Source organism: Devosia oryziradicis (genome assembly GCF_016698645.1).
Lineage (GTDB): Bacteria > Pseudomonadota > Alphaproteobacteria > Rhizobiales > Devosiaceae > Devosia > Devosia oryziradicis.
The window spans coordinates 2963547-2985921 of sequence record NZ_CP068047.1 but is presented as its reverse complement, the minus strand read 5'-3'; the positions used below and the strand labels follow the sequence as shown (position 1 = coordinate 2985921).

18 protein-coding genes are annotated in these 22375 nt (G+C 63.7%); 9 read left to right on the top strand and 9 right to left on the bottom strand.

Annotated elements, in window-relative coordinates; genetic code table 11:
- Positions 1 to 26: 26 nt before the first annotated feature.
- Both JI749_RS14855 and JI749_RS14850 read right to left on the bottom strand, forming a co-directional pair.
- Positions 27 to 1391 carry an FGGY-family carbohydrate kinase gene (locus JI749_RS14855; protein WP_201655569.1) on the bottom strand — a complete coding sequence of 455 codons (1365 nt, stop codon included), beginning with the start codon at positions 1389 to 1391 and terminating at the stop codon, positions 27 to 29.
- An 86-nt stretch (positions 1392 to 1477) separates the two neighbouring features.
- On the bottom strand, positions 1478 to 1927 hold the full coding sequence (locus tag JI749_RS14850; protein WP_201655566.1) for a universal stress protein: 450 nt from the start codon (positions 1925 to 1927) through the stop codon (positions 1478 to 1480).
- 296 nt (positions 1928 to 2223) lie between these two features.
- Here JI749_RS14850 and JI749_RS14845 point away from each other — a divergent pair, with 296 nt between their 5' ends.
- From JI749_RS14845 to JI749_RS14835, 3 genes are read left to right on the top strand one after another with little or no spacing between them, the layout of a single operon-like run.
- Positions 2224 to 4245 carry a beta-galactosidase trimerization domain-containing protein gene (locus JI749_RS14845; protein WP_201655563.1) on the top strand — a complete coding sequence of 674 codons (2022 nt, stop codon included), beginning with the start codon at positions 2224 to 2226 and terminating at the stop codon, positions 4243 to 4245.
- Positions 4246 to 5280 carry a LacI family DNA-binding transcriptional regulator gene (locus tag JI749_RS14840; RefSeq protein WP_201655560.1) on the top strand — a complete coding sequence of 345 codons (1035 nt, stop codon included), beginning with the start codon at positions 4246 to 4248 and terminating at the stop codon, positions 5278 to 5280.
- Between the two features lie 19 nt (positions 5281 to 5299).
- Complete coding sequence (locus JI749_RS14835; RefSeq protein WP_201655557.1) at positions 5300 to 7540, top strand: glycoside hydrolase family 95 protein; 2241 nt, start codon at positions 5300 to 5302, stop codon at positions 7538 to 7540.
- A gap of 26 nt (positions 7541 to 7566) precedes the next feature.
- Here the strand turns inward: JI749_RS14835 and JI749_RS14830 are convergent, their stop codons facing one another.
- The 5 genes from JI749_RS14830 to JI749_RS14810 form a co-directional block, all read right to left on the bottom strand.
- On the bottom strand, positions 7567 to 8547 hold the full coding sequence (locus JI749_RS14830; protein WP_201655553.1) for an ABC transporter permease: 981 nt from the start codon (positions 8545 to 8547) through the stop codon (positions 7567 to 7569).
- The gene (locus JI749_RS14825) at positions 8544 to 10118 is read right to left on the bottom strand and encodes a sugar ABC transporter ATP-binding protein (RefSeq protein WP_201655549.1); all 1575 of its coding nucleotides are present in this window, start codon (positions 10116 to 10118) and stop codon (positions 8544 to 8546) included. The genes JI749_RS14830 and JI749_RS14825 overlap by 4 nt, the downstream gene beginning before the upstream one ends.
- 72 nt (positions 10119 to 10190) lie before the next feature.
- A complete protein-coding gene (locus JI749_RS14820) occupies positions 10191 to 11141 on the bottom strand; it encodes a sugar-binding protein (RefSeq protein ID WP_201655546.1) in 951 nt (316 codons plus the stop codon).
- A gap of 168 nt (positions 11142 to 11309) precedes the next feature.
- The gene (locus JI749_RS14815) at positions 11310 to 12326 is read right to left on the bottom strand and encodes an ABC transporter permease (protein ID WP_201655543.1); all 1017 of its coding nucleotides are present in this window, start codon (positions 12324 to 12326) and stop codon (positions 11310 to 11312) included.
- A gap of 11 nt (positions 12327 to 12337) precedes the next feature.
- Positions 12338 to 13135, bottom strand: a complete 798-nt coding sequence (locus JI749_RS14810) for an ATP-binding cassette domain-containing protein (protein ID WP_201655540.1) — start codon at positions 13133 to 13135, stop codon at positions 12338 to 12340.
- Positions 13136 to 13362: 227 nt separating this feature from the next.
- On the opposite strand from JI749_RS14810, the gene JI749_RS14805 reads away from it, so the two are divergent.
- From JI749_RS14805 to JI749_RS14780, 6 genes are all read left to right on the top strand, one after another.
- Entirely contained in the window at positions 13363 to 14343 is a 981-nt protein-coding gene (locus JI749_RS14805; RefSeq protein WP_201655537.1) for an NAD-dependent epimerase/dehydratase family protein, read from the top strand.
- A 47-nt stretch (positions 14344 to 14390) separates the two neighbouring features.
- Entirely contained in the window at positions 14391 to 15380 is a 990-nt protein-coding gene (locus JI749_RS14800) for a substrate-binding domain-containing protein (RefSeq protein ID WP_201655534.1), read from the top strand.
- 223 nt (positions 15381 to 15603) lie between these two features.
- The gene (locus JI749_RS14795; RefSeq protein ID WP_201655530.1) at positions 15604 to 16629 is read left to right on the top strand and encodes a LacI family DNA-binding transcriptional regulator; all 1026 of its coding nucleotides are present in this window, start codon (positions 15604 to 15606) and stop codon (positions 16627 to 16629) included.
- A gap of 132 nt (positions 16630 to 16761) precedes the next feature.
- On the top strand, positions 16762 to 17607 hold the full coding sequence (locus JI749_RS14790; RefSeq protein WP_201655527.1) for a sugar phosphate isomerase/epimerase family protein: 846 nt from the start codon (positions 16762 to 16764) through the stop codon (positions 17605 to 17607).
- 84 nt (positions 17608 to 17691) lie between these two features.
- Positions 17692 to 18867, top strand: a complete 1176-nt coding sequence (locus JI749_RS14785; protein ID WP_201655524.1) for an AraC family transcriptional regulator — start codon at positions 17692 to 17694, stop codon at positions 18865 to 18867.
- 97 nt (positions 18868 to 18964) lie between these two features.
- Complete coding sequence (locus JI749_RS14780) at positions 18965 to 20074, top strand: Gfo/Idh/MocA family protein (RefSeq protein ID WP_201655521.1); 1110 nt, start codon at positions 18965 to 18967, stop codon at positions 20072 to 20074.
- An 8-nt stretch (positions 20075 to 20082) separates the two neighbouring features.
- On the opposite strand, the gene JI749_RS14775 is transcribed toward JI749_RS14780, so the two are convergent.
- On the bottom strand, positions 20083 to 20898 hold the full coding sequence (locus JI749_RS14775) for an alpha/beta hydrolase (RefSeq protein WP_201655518.1): 816 nt from the start codon (positions 20896 to 20898) through the stop codon (positions 20083 to 20085).
- Between the two features lie 13 nt (positions 20899 to 20911).
- Positions 20912 to 22369 carry an NAD-dependent succinate-semialdehyde dehydrogenase gene (locus JI749_RS14770; protein ID WP_201655515.1) on the bottom strand — a complete coding sequence of 486 codons (1458 nt, stop codon included), beginning with the start codon at positions 22367 to 22369 and terminating at the stop codon, positions 20912 to 20914.
- Positions 22370 to 22375 lie beyond the last annotated feature (6 nt).

Here is a 22375-nt window from a genome sequence, read left to right as displayed (position 1 = left end):
CCGCATCGTCAGCGGGCGCAAGGCTGCTAGGCGATCTCTGCCCGCCAGCGCGCCGCATAGGCGTCGAAGCCGGCTATATCGAGCGGCGCGGCCGCCGGTCCGGCCACGGCACGACGCTTGCCGGCACCGAACAGCATGCTGGCGCCCAGGCTTGTTCCGGTCGCGTCGCCCGAAGCGTGTACCGGCACGCCGCTGAGCTTGGCCAGCGCTTGGCCGAAGAGCGCGTTGCGCGCCAGCGGCCCCTCGATGATGACATCGCGCCCCAGGCCGCAGAGGTCGAGGCAGGCGCGGGTCACCAGCGCCAGGTAAAGCGATGCCGCTGCCGTGCGCTCCCCGGCGGTCAGTCCGTCGGGGTCATGCGTCCATCGACCCCTTGCATGTGGGAATGGTCCTACCCCTGGCGTGAAATTTGGTTGCACCCGAATGTCGTCAGCGATCACCCGGGCCACCTCGGTCGGGCTGGGCACAACGACGTCGCCTACCAGCTGGTCGAACTCGCGGCCGCCCATGAATCGCGCCGTGGGCACGGCCCGGCCGAAAGCGTCGACATTGGCAAGGCTATCCCGGTCGGCATCGAGCTTGTCGGTATCGCCACCAACAGTCATGGCAATGGTCCAGGTCCCCGTCGACAGGATCGTGAAGGGCGTTGCATGCGCACCAAGATGCGGCAGCAGCGATGCATTGGAATCGTGGATGCCGCAGGTTACGGGCGTCCCTGCAGGCAGACCGGTGTCCCGAGCGACCTCGCCCCGGATGGGCCCGAGCACCGATGCGGCAGGCCTGACCGGGGGGAAGAGCTTGTCCCAGTTTTCGGCGGCCACCAGGCTCGAGAACTGCGTCCGCACCGGCGCCCATAGATCGGTGTGACACCCAAGCGACGTGACCTCGCTGGCCATCACGCCGGTCAGCCGCCAGGCCCAGTATTGTGGATAGGTCAGGATTGCGGTTACCCGCGCAAAGTCCGCGGCATGAGCCTGAGCCTGCCAGAAAAGCTGTGCCGCCAGGTTGAGCCCGTTGGGCAAGCGCGGCGACAGCGACTCCGTGAAGTCCGGCCGAACGGCATCATAGGCAGCAGCGGTTTCCTCCGGCCCGCCATGCTCATAGTCCAGCACGGGCATGGCCAGTTGGTCACCCGCCATGAGCGCCGCTGTGGCACCATGCGTGGTGATGGAAATGCCGTCCACCCCATGCTCGGCATGCAATGCGCGCAGGCTATCGAGGATGAAGCGCCACAGCATGTCGACGTCGGCATGCGGATAGGGCCCGTCGCGCCGTACTGCATTCGGCGTGCTCCGCCCTGCCAGCTGCAGGTGCGTGCTGGAGTCGATCAGCACCACCTTGGCATTGGTCTTGCCGATGTCGATGACGGCAATCAGGCGGGGCAGGGGCATGGTGCACACTCGGCAGGGTTGTGCAGCGCCAATACTGGAAATCAGCCAAGCGCGCCACAGCTACCATGTTAGCGGCGGCAACGCGCCTATTTAACGACCAATACCGGTACTTGGGCACGCGCCAGCACTTCGGCGGCCTGGCTGCCCAGCAGCAAGCGGCCCAGGCCGCGCCGGCCATGCGAGCCCATGACGATCAGGTCGGCGCCCTGGTCATTGGTGGTCTTGAGGATGGCGTCAGCTGCAATGCTGGCCGGGACATGGATCTTGCTGACGGAAAGGCCCTCGGCCCCGGCAAGGGTCTCGGCGGCAGCCAGCGTCGCCTGAGCCGACTTCGCCTTGATCTCCTCGAGATCGGCGACAATCGCCCCGGTATCCACCGCCATGAACTCGGCACCTGCCGTGACCAGCACGGAGGGTTCGGTTGCAGTCACAAGAAACAGCTTTGCGCCGCTGTTCTTCGCCAGCGCCAGTGCATGTCGCAAGGCCTTGCCGGCCAGTTCGGAGCCGTCAATGCCGACAACGATACGTGTGTACATGGTGTGTCCTTTCGCTTTGGATCGAGCCTATGCGACTCGGACGGGGCCTTCTTTGATCTAGATCACAATCGGGCGGCCTTTCATCGCGGCCGCCTGACGGGGCCATAGTAGGCAGGCTCGCCGCCCACACGGCGATCCATCGAACTCTTGCCAAAACCGCGGAAGTTGATAACGTTTCAACTTAATTGATCGAAACCGCAGCGTCGATTGCCGCAGGGGGGCGGCCTGATGCTGGTTTCCCCATCTTTGACACCAGTTTGTGCCGGTTGCAGATGCGCCGGGTTCATGGAGCAATGATGCCTGCCCGTACCAACAAGCCGCTGCGATACCGCCAGATCCACCTGGACTTTCACACCTCCGAGCATATCCCGAACATCGGGTCGGCCTTCGATCCCCAGGAGTTCGTCGGGACGCTCAAGGCGGCCCATGTGGATTCAGTGACCATCTTTGCCAAGTGCCACCATGGCTGGTCCTACTACCCCACCCAGGTTGGCGCGCCTCATCCGCACCTGACGCGCAACCTGATGGGCGACATGGTCGAAGCGCTGACGGCAGCCGATATTGAGTGTCCGATCTACATTTCGGTGCAATGGGATGAGCGCAACGCTCGCCTGCATCCAGAATGGCGCGTCCGTTCTGCCACCCGGAACCGCTTCGATCCAGGTCAGCTCCAAGCCGGCTGGCACACGCTATGCCTCAACCACAAGGAGTATCGCGACGAGTTGCTGGCGCAGGCGCGCGAGATTGCCTCGGGCTACGCCACGCCCGGCCTGTTCTTCGACATCGTCCTGGCCCCCGACTGCGTGTGCCAGGCATGCCTGGATACCATGGCGGCACAGGGCCTCGACCCCGAAAAACCGGAAGATCGGCTCAAGAAGGATGAGTGGGTCAACGAGGTTTTCCGCAGCGAGATGAGCGCCGCGCTGCGCCCCGAATTTCCTGGCCTGCGCATCTTCTACAATTGCGGCCACATCCATAAGCAGGGGCCCAAACGCTTTGCCCCTTATTCGCATCTCGAACTGGAAAGCCTCCCCACGGGCGGCTGGGGTTACGATCACTTCCCCTCCAGCGCCCGCTACGCCGCGACGCTGGGATTTGATTTCCTCGGCCAGACGGGCAAGTTCCACACGTCATGGGGCGAGTTCGGCGGCTTCAAGCACCCGCACGCGCTGGAATACGAAGTTTCGCAGATGGTAGCCCTGGGTGCCAAATGCCTGGTCGGGGATCAGTTGCACCCCAGCGGCGCCATCAACCCGGACACCTATGCCTCGATCGCCCCGGCCTATGCCCGCATCGAGAAGCTTGAGCCCTATCTCGAAGGCGCCCGCCAGGTTTCGGAAGTCGCCATCCTCACGGCCGAATATTTCCACAGCGCCGGCGACCACAACAACCGCGCCGATGATGGCGCGGCCCAGATGTTGCTCGAACTCAAGCGCCCGTTCGACGTCATCGATCCGAGCGCCGATTTCGCCAACTATCGCCTGATCATCCTGCCCGATGAGGTGCCCGTCGACACAGAGCTCGCACAGCGCCTCAATGCGTACCTTGCCGCCGGCGGCAAACTGCTGGTGTCAGGCAAGTCGGCCCTCGGTGACGACGGCCGCTTCGCCGTTTCAGCCGGCATCGTCAGTCGCGGGCCAGCGGACTTCACTCCGTCATACCTGCGCGCCAGCAAGCAGCTCGATGCCGGCATGACGAACTCACCTTTCGTGGTCTACGGCACCGCGCAGGTCATCGAGGCCCAGGGGGCGCAGGTTCTTGCCGAGGTCGTCCGGCCCTATTTCAACCGGACCTACCAGCATTTTTCGTCCCATGCCCATACGCCGGACGACCCCGACGCCGCACCACTGGGGGCGGGGGTGACCCTACACGATGGCGTCGCCTATGTCGCTTACCCGATCTTTTCGATCTACCACGCCATGGGCCAGCCTCTGTACAAATACATCGTGCGCGGCCTGCTGGATGCGCTGGTCCCCAACCCGGCCCTGACCACCGATCTTCCCTCGGCCGGCCGCGCCACCCTGGTTCGGCAGGAGCCGCAGGGCCGCCATGTGCTGCATCTGCTCTATGGTCCGCCACAGGTGCGCGGCAAAGCGGTGCCAGCGGGCGACACGACACGGGTCATGGAAATGATTGAGGACATCCCCGCCCTTGGCCCGGTCTCCGCCACGGTTCGCCTGCCCAATCCTCCCAGCCGCGTCTATGACGCGCTGAGTGGCCAGGATATCGCCTGGAGCGAGGCAGGGCAGGGCGCCTATCGCGTCACCTTGCCGAGCCTTCACATCCATACCGCCCTCGTCTTCGAAGACAGCGTCTGAATGGAGCCTGTTAAACCTCCCGGACTTCGCAAGCGGCAAGCAACCATCGTCGATGTCGCCGAAGCGGCAGGCGTCGCGATCGGTACGGTATCACGGCATCTCAATGGCTTGCCGGTGCGCACGAGCAATCGCGACCAGATCGAGCGCGCCATCGCCGATTTGGGCTATCGCCGCAACGCCGTCGCCGTTTCCATGAAAACGGACACGACCCACATTGTTGGGCTGATGGTGCCGTCGCTGGGCGAGTTCCATGCCGCATTGCTCGAAAAACTCAGTCGCAAGATGCGGCTGACGGGTCGGGCGGTCCTGTCTTTCTGCCATGACCAGCAGCCGCAATCGATTGCCGAGGGCCTTGAATTCTTTGCCTCGCACCGTGTCGATGCCCTTATCATCGATGGCGAGGAGCGGCTGCGGTCGCAGATCCTCAAATATGTCGACGATGGCCTGATCGTCGTGCTCTACGACAACGACATCCCGGGCCTTCCGGTCGACCGGGTCTTTGTCGAGAACCGCAGGGCCAGCGCGCGACTGGTCGATCACCTGCTCGATCTGGGCCACACACGGATAGCCACCATCCACGGCAACCTGCGGGACTCCGCGGCGCGTGACCGGCTGGCGGGTTTTCACGATGCCTATGCTGGCCACGGCATGGCCGCGGCGCCGGAACTGGTGGTCAGCGGCGATTGGCGGGAAACCGGCGGCTATGCCTGCCTTCGCGACCTCATGGCCATGTCCTCGCCGCCGACCGCCGTTTTCTGTGCCAACTACAACATGACGCTTGGCGCGCTCACCTGGGCGCGCGAACACGGCATCCGCATACCCGACGATCTGTCTTTGGTCAGTTTCGACGACGTACCGGCCTTCCGCATGCATAGCCCGGGCATTACCGCCGTTGGCCAGCCGCTGGAAAGGCTGGCCGAAGCGATGACCGATCTCTTGTCCGATCGCCTCGCCAATCCCGAAACGCTGGGACGCAGCACGATTGCGATCGATTGCGACATCATCCTGCGGGGCTCCGCCAGGCCCGCCCGCTGACGACTTTGGAGTATCTTCCGTGACTGACCTCGAACTCTGGTACAATTCGTCCGCCTCCAAGTGGACCGATGCCCTTCCTCTGGGCAATGGGCGGCTTGGCGCCATGGTGTTTGGCGGGGTCGCGCGGGACGAATTTCAGCTCAACGAGTCGACGCTTTGGTCGGGCGGCCCCTACCAGCCGATAAACCCCGAGGCCAAATCCAATCTGGATGCGGTTCGCCAGCTCGTTTTTGCCGGGCGCTATGCCGAGGCCGAAGCGTTGGCCAACGCCCACTCGATGGCGCGGCCTTACCTCGAAATGTCCTATCAGCCGGCCGGCAACCTCTATCTCGATGTCGTTCATCCCGAGCTGTTCAGCAACTACCGGCGCTCGCTCGACCTCGATCGCGCCGTGACCACGACGACCTACCGTGTGAAGGGCGTGACCTACACGCGCGAGGCGTTTATCTCGGCGCCGCACGGTGTGCTGGTCGTTCGCATCAGTGCCGACCGAGCGGGCGCGGTCGATGTCGGCGTGGGGCTCACCAGTCCGCAGCACGGGCAGGTTAGTGTCTCCGGCGATGCCGTGCGCTTCGCCGGGCACAACGGTGGCGAGCATGGCATTGCCGGCGCCCTGACCTTTGCCATGGAGGCTCGCGTGCTGCCGGAAGGCGGGACCCTGTCGCGCGAGCCAACGCGTCTGATCGTCGCGAAGGCCGATGCTGTGACCATCCTGGTGGATATTGCCACCAGCTTTGTTCGCTTCGACGACGTTTCGGGCGACCCACAAGCTCGCATTGCCGACCGCATGGCGGCAGCCGTCGATCAAGGCTTCGATGCTCTGCTTGAGGCCCACCTGGCCGAGCACCGCCGACTGTTCCGGCGGCTCGATATCGATCTTGGCCGGACCCCGGCGGCAGACCTGTCGACCTATTTCCGCATCAGGGATTTTGCGGAGGGGGACGATCCGGCCCTGGCGGCGCTGTATGTGCAGTATGGCCGGTATCTGATGATCACAAGCAGTCGCCCCGGCACCCAGCCGGCAACGCTGCAAGGCATCTGGAATCGCGAGACCAGCCCGCCCTGGGGCAGCAAATACACCACCAACATCAACCTCCAGATGAATTACTGGTTGCCCGATCCGGGCAACCTGGCCGAGTGCATGGAGCCCTTGCTCGATCTCCTGGATGACCTGACGGTCACTGGTCGCGCCATGGCGTCGAGCCACTATGGGGCCCGCGGCTGGGTCCTCCATCACAATACCGACCTGTGGCGCGCAACCGGTCCCGTCGATGGCGCGCAATGGGGCCTGTGGCCAACCGGGGGCGCCTGGCTCTGCGCTCACCTGTGGAGCCACGCCGCCTATCAGGGTTACCCCGAAGCACTGGTGCGCCGCCTCTACCCTGCCTTCAAGGGGGCCGCCGAGTTCTTCCTCGATACGCTTGTCCCGCTTCCGGGGACTGACCTGCTGGTCACCAACCCCTCGCTGTCGCCGGAAAACGTCCACCCCCTTGGTGCTACCATCTGCGCCGGCCCAGCCATGGACAGCCAGATCCTGCGGGACCTGTTTGACGCCACCATCGCTGCCGCCGAACAGCTCGGCCTCGATCCCGACCTGCGCGCCGAATGTGCCGCCGCCCGTTCGCGCCTGCCCGCCGACCGCATCGGCGGCGCCGGCCAGCTTCAGGAATGGCTGGAGGATTGGGACATGGACGTGCCCGAAATCCATCACCGCCACGTCTCCCACCTCTATGGCCTCTATCCAAGCCAGCAGATCAACCCCGCCGCTACGCCCGATCTGTTTGCCGCCGTTCGTCGTTCGCTCGAGATCCGCGGCGACGACGCCACCGGGTGGGGCATCGGCTGGCGCATCAATCTGTGGGCCCGGCTGCTCGACGGCGACCACGCCTATTCCGTGCTGGCGCGCCTCCTGCATCCCGAGCGCAGCTATTCCAACCTTTTCGACGCCCATCCACCCTTCCAGATCGACGGCAACTTTGGCGGTGCGGCCGGCATCCTGGAGATGCTCGTTCAATCCCGGCCCGGAAGTATCCAACTGCTGCCGGCCTTGCCCTCGGCGTGGCCCAAGGGACGGCTGCGCGGTGTACGCGCCATGGGCGGCATCGAGGTCGATCTGAGCTGGGCCGATGGCAGGGTGACCGCAGCCCGCCTCGTCTCCTCGGGACCCCAGACCGTGACCGTCACTTGGGCGGGCGGGCAGCAGCAGGTTGAGCTCCCGGGCGGCAAGCCGGTTGACCTGCCATTTCCCGTGGTCGTCTGAAGGCTGATATGCCTGCCGCCGGGGCCTTACTCGGCGGCTGTCTCTCGTGCCGCCTCGACCAGGCGTCGATGCGCCCGATAGACGCCCAACTGCTGGTCGACAAGCACGCCGATCAGGATAACCGTGCCCATCACCGCAAAGTTCAGCGACGAGGGAATGCCGAGCAGGTTGACCAGGTTCTGCAGGATTTGCAGCAGGATCGCGCCAAGTATCACGCCGATGATCGACCCCTCGCCACCACGGAGCGAGAACCCGCCAAGCACTGCAGCCGCGATGGCATAGAGCTCATAGAAATTGGCCTGAGAAGACGGCGAGACCGACCGCGTATACATGGCGAAGAACACGGCAGAGAGGGCGGTGAGCGCCGCGCAGATCACATAGGCGGCGCCGATCACCAGGTTCGTGCGAATGCCGGAAAACCTGGCAGCTTCCTCGTTCTTGCCCACCGCGAAGAGGTAGCGGCCGAATACCGAGCGATGGAGGACGATCCAGGCGATGATGCCGACGACGACCAGCAGCAGCAGCGAAGTGGGGATGCCGTAGACGCGGGCGGTGAAGAAATCGAGGCCCGGATAGGTGCTGCCGAACGGGAAACCTGCCGTTGCATCCCCGGTATAGCCGCGCGCCACGCCGCGATAGATCAGCAGGCCACACAGTGTCACCACGAAGGGCGGCATCTTGAGCCGGGTGATCAGCAGCGCATGCGCCAGCCCCAGCAGGATGCCCAGGATGAGCACGATCAGCAGTGCGATGGGCCACGGCACGCCCTTGTTGCCAACCAGGTCGACAAACAGCACGCCAAGCAGCGCAATCATCGAGCCCGACGACAGGTCGATGCCGCCGGTGATGATGACGAAGCCCTGGGCGATGGAAAACAGGCCGAACAGGCCGATCAGGTTGGCCGTATTGGAGATGTTGTTGGGCGACAGGAACAGCGGATTGCGCAGGTAAACCCCCGCCGCCACCACCAGGATCAGCACCAATAGGCCGATGTCTTTCTTGCTCACTGCACGTTTCTCCGGGAACCAACCGGCTTGCCGACGGCGAGCAGGAGGACGTTTTCTTCACTGAACTGGTCGCGTTCCAGCATGCCGGAAATGCCACCTTCATGCATGACGGCGATCCGGTCCGAGACCCCGATCACTTCTTCCATGTCGCTCGAGATCATCAGCACCGCGACGCCGGAATCGGCGAGGGAGCGCATCAGGCGGTAGATTTCGGACTTGGCGCCGATATCGATACCGCGCGTCGGCTCGTCGAAAATGATGACGCGCGGCGCCATGGCCAGCCACTTGGCGAGCACCACCTTCTGCTGGTTGCCCCCCGAGAGCGACCCGGTCCGCGTGGCCACGGTGGGTACCTTGATCGCCAACTGGCTGCGGCTTTGCTCGGCCTGTCCGTTCTCCCGCTCGGCCGACACCAGGGTCGCCACCGAATAGGCGCTGAGATTGGGCAGTGAAATGTTCTCTGCTACCGACAGGTCGAGCAGGATGCCAGTGCCCTTCCGGTCCTCGGGGACGAGGAAAATGCCATGCTGCACTGCGTCATTTGCACCTGTCAGCCGGATCGGCTGTCCATCGCTGACCAGGCTGCCCCCGTAGATCGGATCGATGCCGAACATGGCGCGGGCAAGTTCGGTGCGGCCCGAGCCGACGAGCCCGGCCAGCCCGAGAATTTCGCCGCGATGCAGCTCCAGATCGACGGGATGGCCGGGATAGGCGGCCGTGCGCACCCCACGCGCTGCGAGGGCAACGCTGCCGCGCCCGCCCTGGGGTGGAGTGTAGACGACCTTGAGTTCGCGGCCGATCATCAGCTTGACCAGCCGGTCGTGGCTGATCTCGTCCTTGGCGAGCTTGCCCACCAGCCGCCCGTCGCGCAGCACCACCACGCGATCGCAGGCGCGCTCGATTTCGCCCAGGCGATGCGACACGAAGATGACGGCGATGCCGCGGGCGCGCATGCGCTCGATGACGGCCAGCAGCTTCTCGGTTTCGGCGATGGGCAGGCTCGATGTCGGCTCGTCCAGGATCACCAGCCGGGCGTCCTGCGACAGGGCCTTGGCGATTTCGACCAGTTGCTGCTGCGCCAGCGACAGCTTGTTGACCGGCGTTTCAGGAGAAAAGTTGGCGCCCAACTGGTCCAGCAGCGGCTGCACCGCGTCGCGCTGCTTGGCCGTATCGACCAGGTTGAGCACGCCAAAGCGGCGCGGCTCACGCCCGATGAACACATTGGCGGCGACGTCCAGGTTGTCGAACAGGTTGAGTTCTTGGTGCACGAAGGCAATGCCGGCGCGCAGTGAACCGCCCACGGTCAGTGCGGCATAGGGGACGCCGTCTACCTCGATGCTGCCGCTATCGGGCGTGGTGACGCCGCCGAGAATTTTCATCAGCGTCGACTTGCCGGCGCCGTTCTCGCCGACAAGGCCAATGACCTCGCCGGGCCGAACCTCGAGGTCGAGGCCGTCGAGAGCCTGTACGCCGGGATAGGATTTTCGCACGCCGGTCAGCCGCAGGAATGGCTCCGCAGCTGCTTGTGCAGCCGGGGCAGGGGCGCCGGTGGCAGGTTGGCTCAGGGTCATGGCAGGTCCGAGACTACAAGAAACCGGCGGCGTAGCAACAAGCCGCGCCGCCGGACGATCGGTGCAAGGGAATTAGCCGCCGATCTTGGCCTTCAGGTCCGCCTCGAACTCATCGACATTCTCGGCATTGATGACCTTGGTCGGCACGATGATCAGGCCATCCTCGGGGATCTGCGACTTGTCGCCCTCGAGATAGGCTGCCATCAGCTTCATGCCCTGATAACCCCATTCATAGGGCTGCTGCACGATGGTCGCCGCGAAGCTGCCTTCACGCACGGCGCCCAGGGTGACCGGGTCTTCGTCGAAGGCGACCACGGTGATCTGGCCCAGCTTGCCGGCTGCCTGCAGGGCTTCGTAGATCTTGGGCGGGTTGTAGGAATAGAACCCGACCATGCAGTTGATTTCCGGGTTGGCGACCAGAACGTCGTCGACATTGGTGCGGGCACGGGCGAAGTCCACGTCGTCGCCGCGAACGTCCACGAGCTCGATGTTGTGACCTTCGATTGCCTGCTTGAAGCCGGCAATGCGTTCCTTGGCGTTATCGGCGCCCAGGAAGCCCACGAAGCCCATGCACTTGCCGCCATCAGGCATCGCCTTGACCATTTCTTCGCCCGCCTGCACGCCGGCCAGCGTGTTGGACGAGCCCAGGTAGGCAATGCGATCGCTCTGCGGCGCATCGCTGTCGGTGGTGAACAGCGGCACCTGGGCGGCAATGCGGTTGAAGGCGTCGATCGAGTTCGCCGGATCTGCCGACGAGATCATGATGGCGTCGGTGCCGGCGGCAACCAGGTCGTCCATCAGCGAGTTCTGCAGCGCTGCCGTGCCCTGGGCAGGATAGCGGAACTGCACTTCATAATTGGGCAGCTCTTCCTGAGCCTTGTTCACGCCGGCTTCGGCCAGCTTCCAGAAATCGGACGCGGCATTCACCACGAAGGCGAGCTGCTGCTTGTCCTGTGCCTGGGCGGAAACGCCCAGCATCAGGCTGGCTGCCAACAGGCCAGCAAACGTCACGGTATGCTTCATAGTCTATCCTCCCTCGCCGAGCATCGGCCCGGACTTTCTCACGATTGAGCGGTCTTGACCCGGCCTCTCGCTACAGTCGCCTCCTCCAGGAAACTGCAGGCCTTCGTCATATTAATGATAGGCAGATAATGAATATTAGTAAACAGGGCTCCTGTCTGTCTTCCCCTCTTATTCGCCTATGTCTTTGTTGCGCAGGTGGTCGAATGCGACCGCCAGAACGATGAAGCTGCCGACAAACGTGCCCTGCCAGAAGGTGCTGATACCCAGCAGGGTCAGGCTGTTGCGGATGATTTCGATCAGCGCCGCGCCGACCACCGCGCCTACCGCCGTCCCACTGCCGCCGGCCAGGTTGGCGCCGCCGATCACCGTCGCGGCGATGACGGTCAGTTCCATGCCGGTGCCCAGGCCCGTCGTCACCGAGCCGAGCCAGCCGGCCTCGAGGAACCCGGTAATGCCGGCGCAGAACGAGACGAACATATAGACCGAGACCTTGACCGCCTTGACCGGCACGCCCGTGAGGATGGCCGCCCGCTCATTGCCGCCGATGGCGTAGAGATAGCGTCCCCAGCGCGTCCAGCGCAGCGCGAATGCCGTCACCAGGCCCAAACCCACCATCACGAGCACGGGATTGGGTATGGGTAGGCCGAACAGATTCGCCGAGCCGCCGCCAATGGCAAAGAGGATGGCCTGGTCGGGTCCGAATTCGTAGATCAGCGCATTGTTCGACATCACCATGCCGATGCTGCGCGCGATCGACATCATGCCCAGTGTCACCACGAAACTGGGCATGCCGGCGATGGCGATCAGCGTTCCGTTGATGGCGCCAACGAGCAGCGAAGCGGCCATGGCCGCCGGAAAGGCCAGCGCGATCGGCAACCCGGCATGCATGATGACCGTCGTTGTCATCGCCGAGATCAGCACGGTCGAGCCGACGGACAGGTCGATCCCGCCGGTGATGATCACGGCCGTCATCCCGATGGCGACGATGGCGACAAATGCAAAATTGCGCGTGACGTTAAACAGGTTGTTCGGCGTGGCAAAGGTGCTGGTCAGCATCGACATGGCGATGACGGACAGCACGGCGGCCAGCAGAACCCAGAATATCTGGCGGCTGACCAGCCATGACCCGAACGTGGTGTGGGTCTGTTGGTCGATAGCCTTTTGCAGGGATGTATCGGCGCTCATGATCGTTCCTTCTAGGCGCTTTCGATCGCGCCAGTGATGAGGCCGGTCACCTCTTCGGGCGAGCTGTCGGCAACCCGCTTGTTCGCCACCATCCGCCCGCGCCGAAGCACCAGCAAACGGTCGCAGACGGCAAATACGTCCGGGATACGGTGGCTGATCAGCACCACCGCCATACCTTGGTCCCGCAGGCGACGGATGAGGTTGAGAACCTCGGTCACCTGCCGCACGCTGATGGCCGCGGTCGGCTCATCCATCAGCACGATGCGCGGATTGGACAGCCTTGTGCGGGCAATGGCGACCGCCTGCCTCTGACCACCCGACATGCGCCGTACCAGGTCGCGCGGCCGGGTTTCCGACTTCAGTTCCGCGAACAATTCGGCCGAACGGCGATACATGGCCTGGTAGTCCAGCAGTTCGGGCAGGACGAATTGCCACCACTTGCGTCGCTTGTACCAAGGCAGTTCGGCCTGCGCGGTCGTCTTGGCTAAGGTGGTCAGCTCGCGGCCCAGGAAGATATTGGCAGCCGCAGTCAGGTTGTCGGCCAGCGCCAGGTCTTGGTAGACGATTTCGATCCCCTTGGAGCGCGCATCCTTAGGCCCGTGCAGTTCCACCGGCTGTCCGTTGAGCCGGATCTGGCCCTCGCTGGGGTGGAAGTTCCCGGCAATGATCTTGACGAGCGTGGTCTTGCCCGCGCCATTGTCGCCGACCAGCCCAACGACCTCGCCGGCCTGCAGCGTCAGTGAAATATCGGTCAGCGCCGTTATCGCGCCATAGTGCTTGGAAATGCCCTCAAGTTCCAGAACCGCCATGCGGTGAGCCCCCTCACGTCAGCAGGTTCGATCCTGCGTTCTATTAGTAATCAATATATTGCAGCGTCTTCTTTCGTCGTCAATCCAGACTCGGCTGAATCAGCAGCGCGCCAGGAAAACGGGGATTGCGTAAGGGATGCTGACGCAATCTGTCAAATAATATGAATGATAATTTTCCATTGACGGGCGGCGAAGCAGCTAATTAGTATTAATCAACGGAGGGGCTGATGCTTTTGCTAGTGACCGGGGCAACCGGCAAGGTTGGGCAGGTTTTGCTTGGGCGCATCCTGTCGGACCCGCGCTGGGCCGAGACGCGCATTCGCGCCATCTGCCACAATCGCACCTTGCCGCCGCATGCCCGGGTCGAGAGCATCCGGGGCTCGATCGCCGATCGTGATACCGTTGAAGCGGCAATGGCTGGCGTCACCCATGTCATCCACATGGCGACCGTTAAGGAAGACCCCCAGCAGGCCATGGACGTGTCGGTAAAGGGCATGTTCTGGCTGCTTGAAGCGTTCCGGAGCAGCACGACTGCGGAACAGTTCATGCTGATCGGCGGTGATTGCTCGGTAGGGCACATCTCGGTCGCCTATGATGAACCGATCACCGAGACCTCGCCGCGCCGCCCCTATCCGGGCGTCTACGCCCTCTCCAAGGTGCTCGAGGAGGTCATGCTCGAGCAGTACTATATCCAGTACGACATCAATGGCTGCTGCCTGCGCGCGCCGTGGATCATGGAGAAGGACGATTTCCGCTATGCACTGAGTTTCGGCGCCGACCAGTTTGGTGGACCGGCATGGACCGAGGTCATCTCGACCGAAGAGCAGGCCCGCTACGCGGGGGAGGGACGGGTGCCCCTTCTGATAGACAGCGCCGGCCAGCCGCTCAGGCGCAGCTTCATCCACGTGACCGACCTGGTCGAGGCCATGCTTGCCGCTCTCGACAACCCGGCCGCGCGGCAGCAATTGTTCAACATCGCCATGAACCGGCCGCTCGACTACGGCACCGTGGCGGCCCATCTCGAGCGCAGCCGCGGCCTGCACAGCGTCCGCATCGAGACACCATTCCATTCCAACTGGCTCGACAACAGCAAGGCGCGGCACGCGCTGAACTGGGAGCCGGCGCATGACGCCATAAGTCTTGTTGATGCAGCCTTCGCTTACCAAAGGGCCGCGGATGATCCGCGAAAGGTCTGGTACGTCGGCTGAACCAACCGGGGGTCCGATAACGGACGAAGTCACATAGGGAGGACGCTATGAAGAAGACTATGATTGCCTTGGCCGGACTTGCCATCGTGGGAGCGCTCGCCGGCAGCGCTCATGCCCAGGATAAGAAAATCCTGGCCGTCGTGGTGAAGGGGTTGGACAACCCGTTCTTCACGGTCATGGGGCAGGGCTGTGCGGATTGGAACACCGCCAATCCCGACAGCGAATATGAATGTCTCTACACCGGCCCGGCCCTGAGCTCGGACGAAGCCGGCGAAGTTCAGATCGTGCAGGACCTGATCAGCCGTGGCGTCGCTGGCATCGCCATCTCGCCTTCCAATGCGCCGGCAATGGCCAACATGCTGCGTTCGGTCGCGCCGACCATGCCGATCATCACCGTCGACGCTGATCTGCTTCCGGCGGACGCCGATCTGCGCAAGACCTATTTCGGCACCAACAACTACGACATGGGTGTCGGCATGGCCAACGAGCTGATGAAGCTCAAGCCCGAAGGCGGCACCGTGTGCCTGCAGCTGGGCAACGTCGCGGCAGCCAACATCAACGAGCGTGCTGCCGGTTTCCGCGACACCATTGCCGGCACCAAGGGCATCGAACGCCTGGCCGACACCAATGGCTGGACCGAAATCGAAGGCTGCCCGGTCTTCACCAATGACGATATCCCCACTGCTAACCAGCAGATGGCCGACGTATTCACCGCCAATCCGGATCTGACCGCCTTTATCCTGGTCGGCGGCTGGGCACAGTTCGGCCCGCAAGCCTATGCGCAGAACACCGACCAGGTCATGGATCGGCTCAAGAGCAAGGACCTGATCATCATTGCCGGCGACACTCTGCCGCCGCAGGTCCAGGCCTTCAATGAGGGCCGTAGCCACTTCCAGATCGGCCAGCGGCCCTATCAGATGGGCAACGAGGCGCCCGACATCCTGATCGAGCTCATCGGTGGCGGCACCGTCGAAGACCCCAAGTTCACCGGTCTTGACCTCTGCACGCTGGAAGACCCGGGCATCTGCGCTCCGTAGTCTCCTCCCGCGAACGGTGGACGCGTCTCGATGCGTCCACCACCCTCGCTCCCGCGCGCACGTCGTTGCGCCCACTTATTGTTCCAAGCGCGAATCTGCTGCTTGTCCGGGGCAATCGGCTTTCGGCAAAGAATTCTGATTGAGAGACGCGCGAACCATGGTTGACAGGGCATCGGCGACCAGAAACGGCAGCGGACCAAAGGAGCAGCGGCGGCGCGTCACCATGACCGACGTTGCCAAGGCTGCCGGATGTTCCCAGGCCACCGTGTCTTTCGTACTCAACCGCACCCCCGGGATGAAGCTGTCGCAGCAGACCCGTGACCGAGTTACCGAAGCCGCCCGGGCGCTGGGCTACGCATCCCCGACCTTTCCCGTGCGAACCGCCAGTTCAGCCGCCGGCGTGCAGCCGATCGACGGCATTATCGGCTTTGCCGTCGACCAGCTCGCCACCAGCCCTGAAGCAGTGGTCGCCATCGAAGGCGTCCGCCAGGCTTCCTGGAATGCCGGCAACATCGTTCTGGTGGCGCAGACGCTCTGCGACGATGAAATGGAGCCGCGCACCCTCCGCGCCCTCACCGGGCCAGGGGTTTCCGCCCTGATCTACATGGCCATCTTCACCCGCGAGATCGTGGCGCCGGCCTACCTGTCCGACCTCAACATCCCTGTTGTGCTGCTCAACTGCTATACCGCCGACAACGCCTTCCCGGCCGTCGTGCCCAGCGAGATCGTAGGCGGGCAGATGTCGACCCGCCACCTCATCGAACATGGTCACCGCCGCATCGCCACCATTACCGGCGAGCCCTGGATGGAGGCAGCGGAGCATCGTCTCAAGGGCTACCGTCGTGCGCTGGCCTCGGCGGACATCCCGTTCGACCCCGATCTCGTGGTTGAAGGCGATTGGTCCGCCGGCGCCGGTTACCGGGCAACGGTGCAACTGCTGGCCTTGCCGGATCGGCCCACCGCCATCTTCTGCCAGAACGATCGCACAGCCATCGGCTGCTACGAGGCGCTGAAGGAAGCCGGCCTTTCCATTCCCGATGACATGTCGGTGGTCGGCTATGACGACGAGGAAATCGCCCGCCACATGCACCCGCCGCTGACCACGTCCATCCTGCCCCATCGGGCCATGGGAATGTGGGCGGTGGAACAGCTCTCGGCGCCCACGCCTGACACCAACCGCTACCCGATCACCAAGCTCGAATGCCCGCTGGTGGAGCGGGCCTCGGTCGGACCGCCGCCCCGCCGCTAGCCCAGTCTGGTCAGAAATCTCAGGTTTTTAGCGCGAATACTCCTTTACGCCACGCTCCCACACACCCAAAAAACTGTAGGGAAGCAAGCGCACGCTCTGCCTGACGGGCGGCGTGTCGGGGAGGGAGCGACCATGAAAATCGGCGTAAACACCTTTGTCTGGACCTCGCCCTTCACCACCAGGGACTTCACCCTGATGCCGAAGATCAAGGCCATGGGCTTTGACATCATCGAGGTCGCGGTGGAGGACACTGCGCTCATCGACGTCCCGCTCCTGCGCAAGACAGCCCGCGATGAAGGCCTTGAGCTTACCATTTGCGGCGCCTTCGGCACGACACGTGACATTTCCAGCGACGATCCTGCCATCCGCCGCAACGGCGTGGCTTACATCACCGACTGTCTGCGCCTCACCGAGGCGGTGGGCAGTTCGCTCTTTGCCGGCCCGGTCTACTCGGCGGTTGGCAAGACGCGCATGGTTTCGCCCGACCAAAAGGCCCAGGAGCGCGCCTGGTGCGTGGAAAACCTGCGTGGCCTGGGCAAGATCGCAACCGACGCGGGCATAACTATCGCTATCGAGCCGCTCAACCGCTTCGAGACCGACATGATCAATCTTGTCGACCAGGCCATCGAGCTGATCCACGAAGTGGGTGACCCCGCTTTCAAGGTGCATATCGATACCTTCCACGCCAACATCGAGGAAAGGAGCATCCCCGATGCCATCCGCCGGGCAGGGGATCTACTGGGTCATTTCCACGCCTGCGAGAACGACCGCGGCACGCCCGGAACCGGCAGCATTGACTGGGTTGGGGTCCGCGACGCCCTGCGCGGGGTCGGCTACGCCGGCCCCGTCGTCATCGAATCCTTTACCCCCGGCATTGTCGAGATCGCCAAGGCCGCGGCCATCTGGCGTCCGCTTGCCTCGTCGCAGGATGAACTGGCCCGGGATGGCGCGCGCTTCCTGCGCCAACTTCTCGGCTAGCCCGCCGACGGCGTAGGCAAGCGCCACAACTCGGATATAGTGGACGCCGCGGGCGTCGGCGCCCGCCCGGCAAAGGGAGGAGCCGTGGTCGACGAATTCAACGTTGCGGTTATCGTCGAGACGTCCAACAGCTATGCCCGTGGCATCCTGCGCGGCATCCACGACTATGCCAAGAGCCGCCGCTGGACTCTTTACCTGACCGAGCATGGCCGGCACGAACTGGACGAATCCTTCGCGGGCGACTGGAAATTCGATGGCATCATCGCCCGCATCGAAACCGACAGCATGGCCCGCATCGTCACCGCCATGGGCGTGCCCACTGTCGACGTGAGTGCCGCGCGCCTCGTGCAGGGGATTCCCTGGGTCGAAACCGATGACGAGGCCATTGCGCGGCTGGCCCTGGAGCATCTGCGCGACTGCGGCCTGCAGAACTTCGCCTACTTCGGCGACCCCTTCTACAATTGGTCGATCTGGCGTCAGCAGGCCTTCGAGCGCCTCCTCGGACGCGATCTGCTCAAGTCGCAGATATTCAATCTGCCCGCGCGCCAGGAGCCGCGCGTGCGCTGGTGGACGCAGCGCGAAGCCATCCGCGCCTGGCTCGACAGACTGCCCAAGCCAGTGGGCATCTTTGCCTGCTACGATGGCTGCGGCCAGCAGCTTCTCGAAATCTGCCGCTACTATGACATCGCGGTGCCGGGGGATGTCGCCATTGTCGGCGTCGATAACGACGAGCTGCTGTGCGAGATCACCACACCCACAATGTCGAGCATCGTTCCCAACGCCTTCCGCACCGGCGTTTACGCTGCCGAAATTCTTGATCGGCTGCTGCGTGGCGACAAGCTCTCTGGCCGCAAGCATTCGATCGAGCCGCTCGGGGTGCGCAAGCGCGTGTCTACCGATGTCCTTGCCGTCGGCGACCGGCACGTGGCCGAGGCGGTGGCCTTCATCCGCAACAATGCCCGCAACAATATCGGCGTCGAGGACCTGCTCGGCTCCATCCCCCTGTCTCGCCGCGTGCTCGAGGCGCGTTTCCGCAAGGCGCTCAATCGCACGCCACACCAGGAAATCCTGCGCGTCCGTGCCAATGCCGTGCGCGAAATGCTGGTCGAAACGGACCTGTCACTGTCCGAGATCAGCGCGGCGATGGGGATCGAGCATCCCGAATATCTCAGCGTCTTCTTCAAGAAGGAGACCGGTCTGACCCCGCGCGAATACCGCGACCAGGCGAGGGCGCGATCACTGCTCAAGGCCAGCAGCTGAGCCGTTCATCCGGGAAATATCTCAGAAATCTCGCGCGAATGCTCATGGCTATGGCCGGCAGGGCAGCAATATTTGTTCCATCAACCAGGAGGGGACCATGGACAAGGCGCGCGTAGGGCTGATCGGGCTGGGATTTGGAGCGGAGTTTATCCCGATCTACCAGGCCCATCCCAATGCCGAAGTCACCGCAATCTGCCAGAGGTCGCAGGCCAAACTCGACGAAATCGGTGACCGGTTCGGCATCGCGGCCCGCTACACCGATTTCCGCGACGTGGTAACCGACCCCAATGTCGACTTCGTCCACATCAACAGCCCCATTCCCGACCATGCGCCGCAGACCATCGCCGCGCTCAAAGCCGGCAAGCATGTCATGTGCACCGTTCCCATGGCGACCACGCTCGAAGAGGCCACCGAGATCGTGGGCCTCGTCCGCGAAACCGGGCTGAAATACATGATGGCTGAGACCGTGGTCTATAGCCGCGAATACCTCTTCATCAAGGAGCTCTACGACAAGGGTGAACTCGGCCGCATCCAGTATCTGCAGGCCTCCCATCCCCAGGACATGGAGGGTTGGCCGGACTATTGGAAGGATATGGTGCCCATGCACTATGCCACCCATGTCGTCAGCCCACTCATGGCCATGGTCGACGGCATGGCCGAGTATGTCAGCTGCTTCGGCTCGGGTGCGGTCAACGAAGAGATCGCCCGGCGCTCCGGCTCGAGCTTCGCCGTCGAATCCTGTCACATCAAGATCAAGGATTCCGACGTCGCCGCCCATGTGTGGCGCTTCCTCTGGGACACGGCGCGGCAATATCGCGAGAGCATCGACGTCTACGGTTCGAAGAAATCCTTCGAGTGGGAGCTGATGACCGGCGAGCACCCGGTGTTGCACACCGCCAAACGGCCTGAAACCGAGATTGCCGAAAGGGTCGAAGTGCCCGACTACGCCCACCTGCTGCCCGCGGAGATCCGCAAGTTCACGCGCGCCATCGTCGATGCGGACCACCTGTCCTTCATCCAGGGCGGCGGGCATGGTGGCTCCCACCCCCACATGGTCAACGAGTTCGTCAACGCGCTGCTGGAAAACCGCGACCCGTTCCCCAATGTCGAGCAATCGGCAAACTGGACATCGGTGGGTATCTGCGCGCACCAATCCGCGCTCAAGGGCGGCGAGATCGTCAAGGTGCCCGACTTCGCCAAGCGCTGAATGCGGGCCTACTGCGTGATAAGCTCGGCCAGATACCGCCCGGTCAGCGAATAGGGCACGCCCAGGTCGCGCACGCTGTCCATGTGGTTGCGGCTGACCACGATACGCTGTGACACGGCCAGGCCCTGGCCCGACAGCTTGCGTGCGAAAGTGTTGGCCTGCTCGTGGAACGGCGCGGTTTCCCGGGCGCCAACCACCACCATCACCTTGGTGCTGGCGTCATACTGCTTCTTCATCGGCGTGAATGCCGCCACCTCGTCATCCGTGAGCGCGATCTCGTCCTTGAGGAACGACTTCTGCAGCGGCTTGAGATCGTAGAGCCCGCCCAGCAGGAGGGCAGACTTCACGCGGCTTGGGCCGCGATCGTGCTGAAACAGCGTGGTCGCCAGATGCGCTCCGGCGGAGTGGCCGCTGATGGTCAGTTTATCGGGGTCGCCGCCGTATTGGGCGATGTTGTCCAGGACCCACTGCTTGGCACGCCCCACCTGGTCCACCAGCGTCGCCATGCGAACCGCAGGCATCAGCGCGTAGTCGACGATGACAGCGATGGCGCCGGCGGCGACAACGGTGTCAGCCACCAGCGAATAGTCGCGCTTGGAAAAGGCGCGCCAGTATCCGCCATGGATGAACATGTGGACAGGGCAGGGCGCTTTCATGTCCGCCGGGAAAAACAGGTCGACGGTTTCGGACGGTCCCTGGCCATAGGCAATGTCGGCCTGCATCGGCACAGTGGCGCGCGTCGCCGCGCTGCGGGCGACGATATCGGCAACGATGTCGTCGAAGTTTGCGACATGCCCTCGTATTCGAAATGCGTCCGTTTCCATGGCGTCTGTCTTCCTAGAAACTGGTGGCGATATATTTCGCCTCCATGAACTCCGCGATGCCGTGATGCTGGCCACCTTCACGTCCAAGTCCACTTTGCTTCACCCCCCCGAACGGCGCCGCCGGATCGGAAACCAAGCCGCGATTGAGGCCGATCATTCCCGCTTCCACCGCACCAGCCACGCGCAGGCCCTTTGAGAGGTCGCGCGTAAAAATGTAGGCCGCCAGGCCGTATTCCGTATTGTTGGCGCGGGCGACGACCTCCGCCTCATCCGCGAAGCGATAGATCGGCGCGACCGGACCAAAGATTTCCTCGGTTGCCATCTCCGCGCTATCGGTCGCTTCGGTCAGCACCGTGGGCGGATAGAAGAAGCCTGGCCGATTGGGCCGGCTCCCGCCTGTCACCACCTTGGCGCCCTTGGCAATGGCGTCCTCGACCAGCCGCTCGATCTTTTCGACCGCCTTGCGCGTGATCATCGGACCACATTCGGTCTCTGCCTCGGCGCCCGCTCCGACACGCAGCGCCTCCATCCGCTTGGCGAGGCCTGCGGAGAAGGCGTCATGGATGCCCGACTGCACGTAAAGCCGGTTTGCAGCGGTGCAGGCCTCGCCGGCATTGCGCATCTTGGCGATCATCGCTCCGTCCAGCGCTGCCTCAAGGTCAGCATCGTCGAACACGATGAAGGGCGCATTGCCGCCGAGCTCCATTGCGCATGAGATCACATGCTTGGAGGCCTCCGCCAGCAGGGCGCGGCCGACGCCGGTCGAGCCGGTGAACGAAAGTTTCCGCACCCGTGGATCGGCCAGGATCGCCGCTGTAAGCGGGACAGGCGAGGTCGTGGTCAACACGTTGACCACGCCGGGCGGTACGCCGGCTTCCTCATAGATCGCGGCCAGCGCATAGGCCGTCAGCGGCGTCTCCGAAGCCGGCTTGAGGATCACCGTGCAGCCGGCCGCCAGGGCGGGGGCGATCTTGCGCGTCGCCATCGCCGCCGGGAAGTTCCACGGCGTGATCATCAGGCAGATGCCGATGGGCTGGTAATCGACGACAATGCGGTTTGTGCCGGCGGGGGCGATCCCGAATTCTCCGGTGATGCGCACCGCCTCTTCCGCATTCCAGCGGAAGAATTCGGCGGCATAGGCGACCTCGCCCCTGGCATCGCGCAGCGCCTTGCCGTTCTCGAGGGAGATCAGCGTAGCCAGCATCTCGGCCCGCTCGGTCATCAGTTCGAAGCAGCGGCGCAGGATTTCCGAGCGCTTGCGCGGGGCCATGTTGCGCCAACCGGGGGCCGCCTTGGCCGCCGCCTCGACGGCAAGCCCGGCATCGGCAAGGGTGGCATCGGGCACCGTGGCCAGCACGGCCTCGGTCGACGGGTCGACGACATCGATGGTCGCGCCGCCGTCGGCGCCGCGCCACTGTCCGTCGATATAGAGCCCGCGCGAGGCTGCCTTGAGGTCTGGTGTGGTGGTCATTGCGAA

What these genes read in the sequence shown, in the direction of transcription:
- JI749_RS14775 (WP_201655518.1), bottom strand. Translation starts at nt 20,898, where the DNA reads ATGGAAACGGACGCATTTCGAATACGAGGGCATGTCGCAAACTTCGAC.
- JI749_RS14770 (WP_201655515.1), bottom strand. Translation starts at nt 22,369, where the DNA reads ATGACCACCACACCAGACCTCAAGGCAGCCTCGCGCGGGCTCTATATC.
- JI749_RS14815 (WP_201655543.1), bottom strand. Translation starts at nt 12,326, where the DNA reads ATGAGCGCCGATACATCCCTGCAAAAGGCTATCGACCAACAGACCCAC.
- JI749_RS14780 (WP_201655521.1), top strand. Translation starts at nt 18,965, where the DNA reads ATGGACAAGGCGCGCGTAGGGCTGATCGGGCTGGGATTTGGAGCGGAG.
- JI749_RS14795 (WP_201655530.1), top strand. Translation starts at nt 15,604, where the DNA reads ATGACCGACGTTGCCAAGGCTGCCGGATGTTCCCAGGCCACCGTGTCT.
- JI749_RS14825 (WP_201655549.1), bottom strand. Translation starts at nt 10,118, where the DNA reads ATGACCCTGAGCCAACCTGCCACCGGCGCCCCTGCCCCGGCTGCACAA.
- JI749_RS14820 (WP_201655546.1), bottom strand. Translation starts at nt 11,141, where the DNA reads ATGAAGCATACCGTGACGTTTGCTGGCCTGTTGGCAGCCAGCCTGATG.
- JI749_RS14850 (WP_201655566.1), bottom strand. Translation starts at nt 1,927, where the DNA reads ATGTACACACGTATCGTTGTCGGCATTGACGGCTCCGAACTGGCCGGC.
- JI749_RS14855 (WP_201655569.1), bottom strand. Translation starts at nt 1,391, where the DNA reads ATGCCCCTGCCCCGCCTGATTGCCGTCATCGACATCGGCAAGACCAAT.
- JI749_RS14845 (WP_201655563.1), top strand. Translation starts at nt 2,224, where the DNA reads ATGCCTGCCCGTACCAACAAGCCGCTGCGATACCGCCAGATCCACCTG.
- JI749_RS14840 (WP_201655560.1), top strand. Translation starts at nt 4,246, where the DNA reads ATGGAGCCTGTTAAACCTCCCGGACTTCGCAAGCGGCAAGCAACCATC.
- JI749_RS14805 (WP_201655537.1), top strand. Translation starts at nt 13,363, where the DNA reads ATGCTTTTGCTAGTGACCGGGGCAACCGGCAAGGTTGGGCAGGTTTTG.
- JI749_RS14810 (WP_201655540.1), bottom strand. Translation starts at nt 13,135, where the DNA reads ATGGCGGTTCTGGAACTTGAGGGCATTTCCAAGCACTATGGCGCGATA.
- JI749_RS14800 (WP_201655534.1), top strand. Translation starts at nt 14,391, where the DNA reads ATGAAGAAGACTATGATTGCCTTGGCCGGACTTGCCATCGTGGGAGCG.
- JI749_RS14790 (WP_201655527.1), top strand. Translation starts at nt 16,762, where the DNA reads ATGAAAATCGGCGTAAACACCTTTGTCTGGACCTCGCCCTTCACCACC.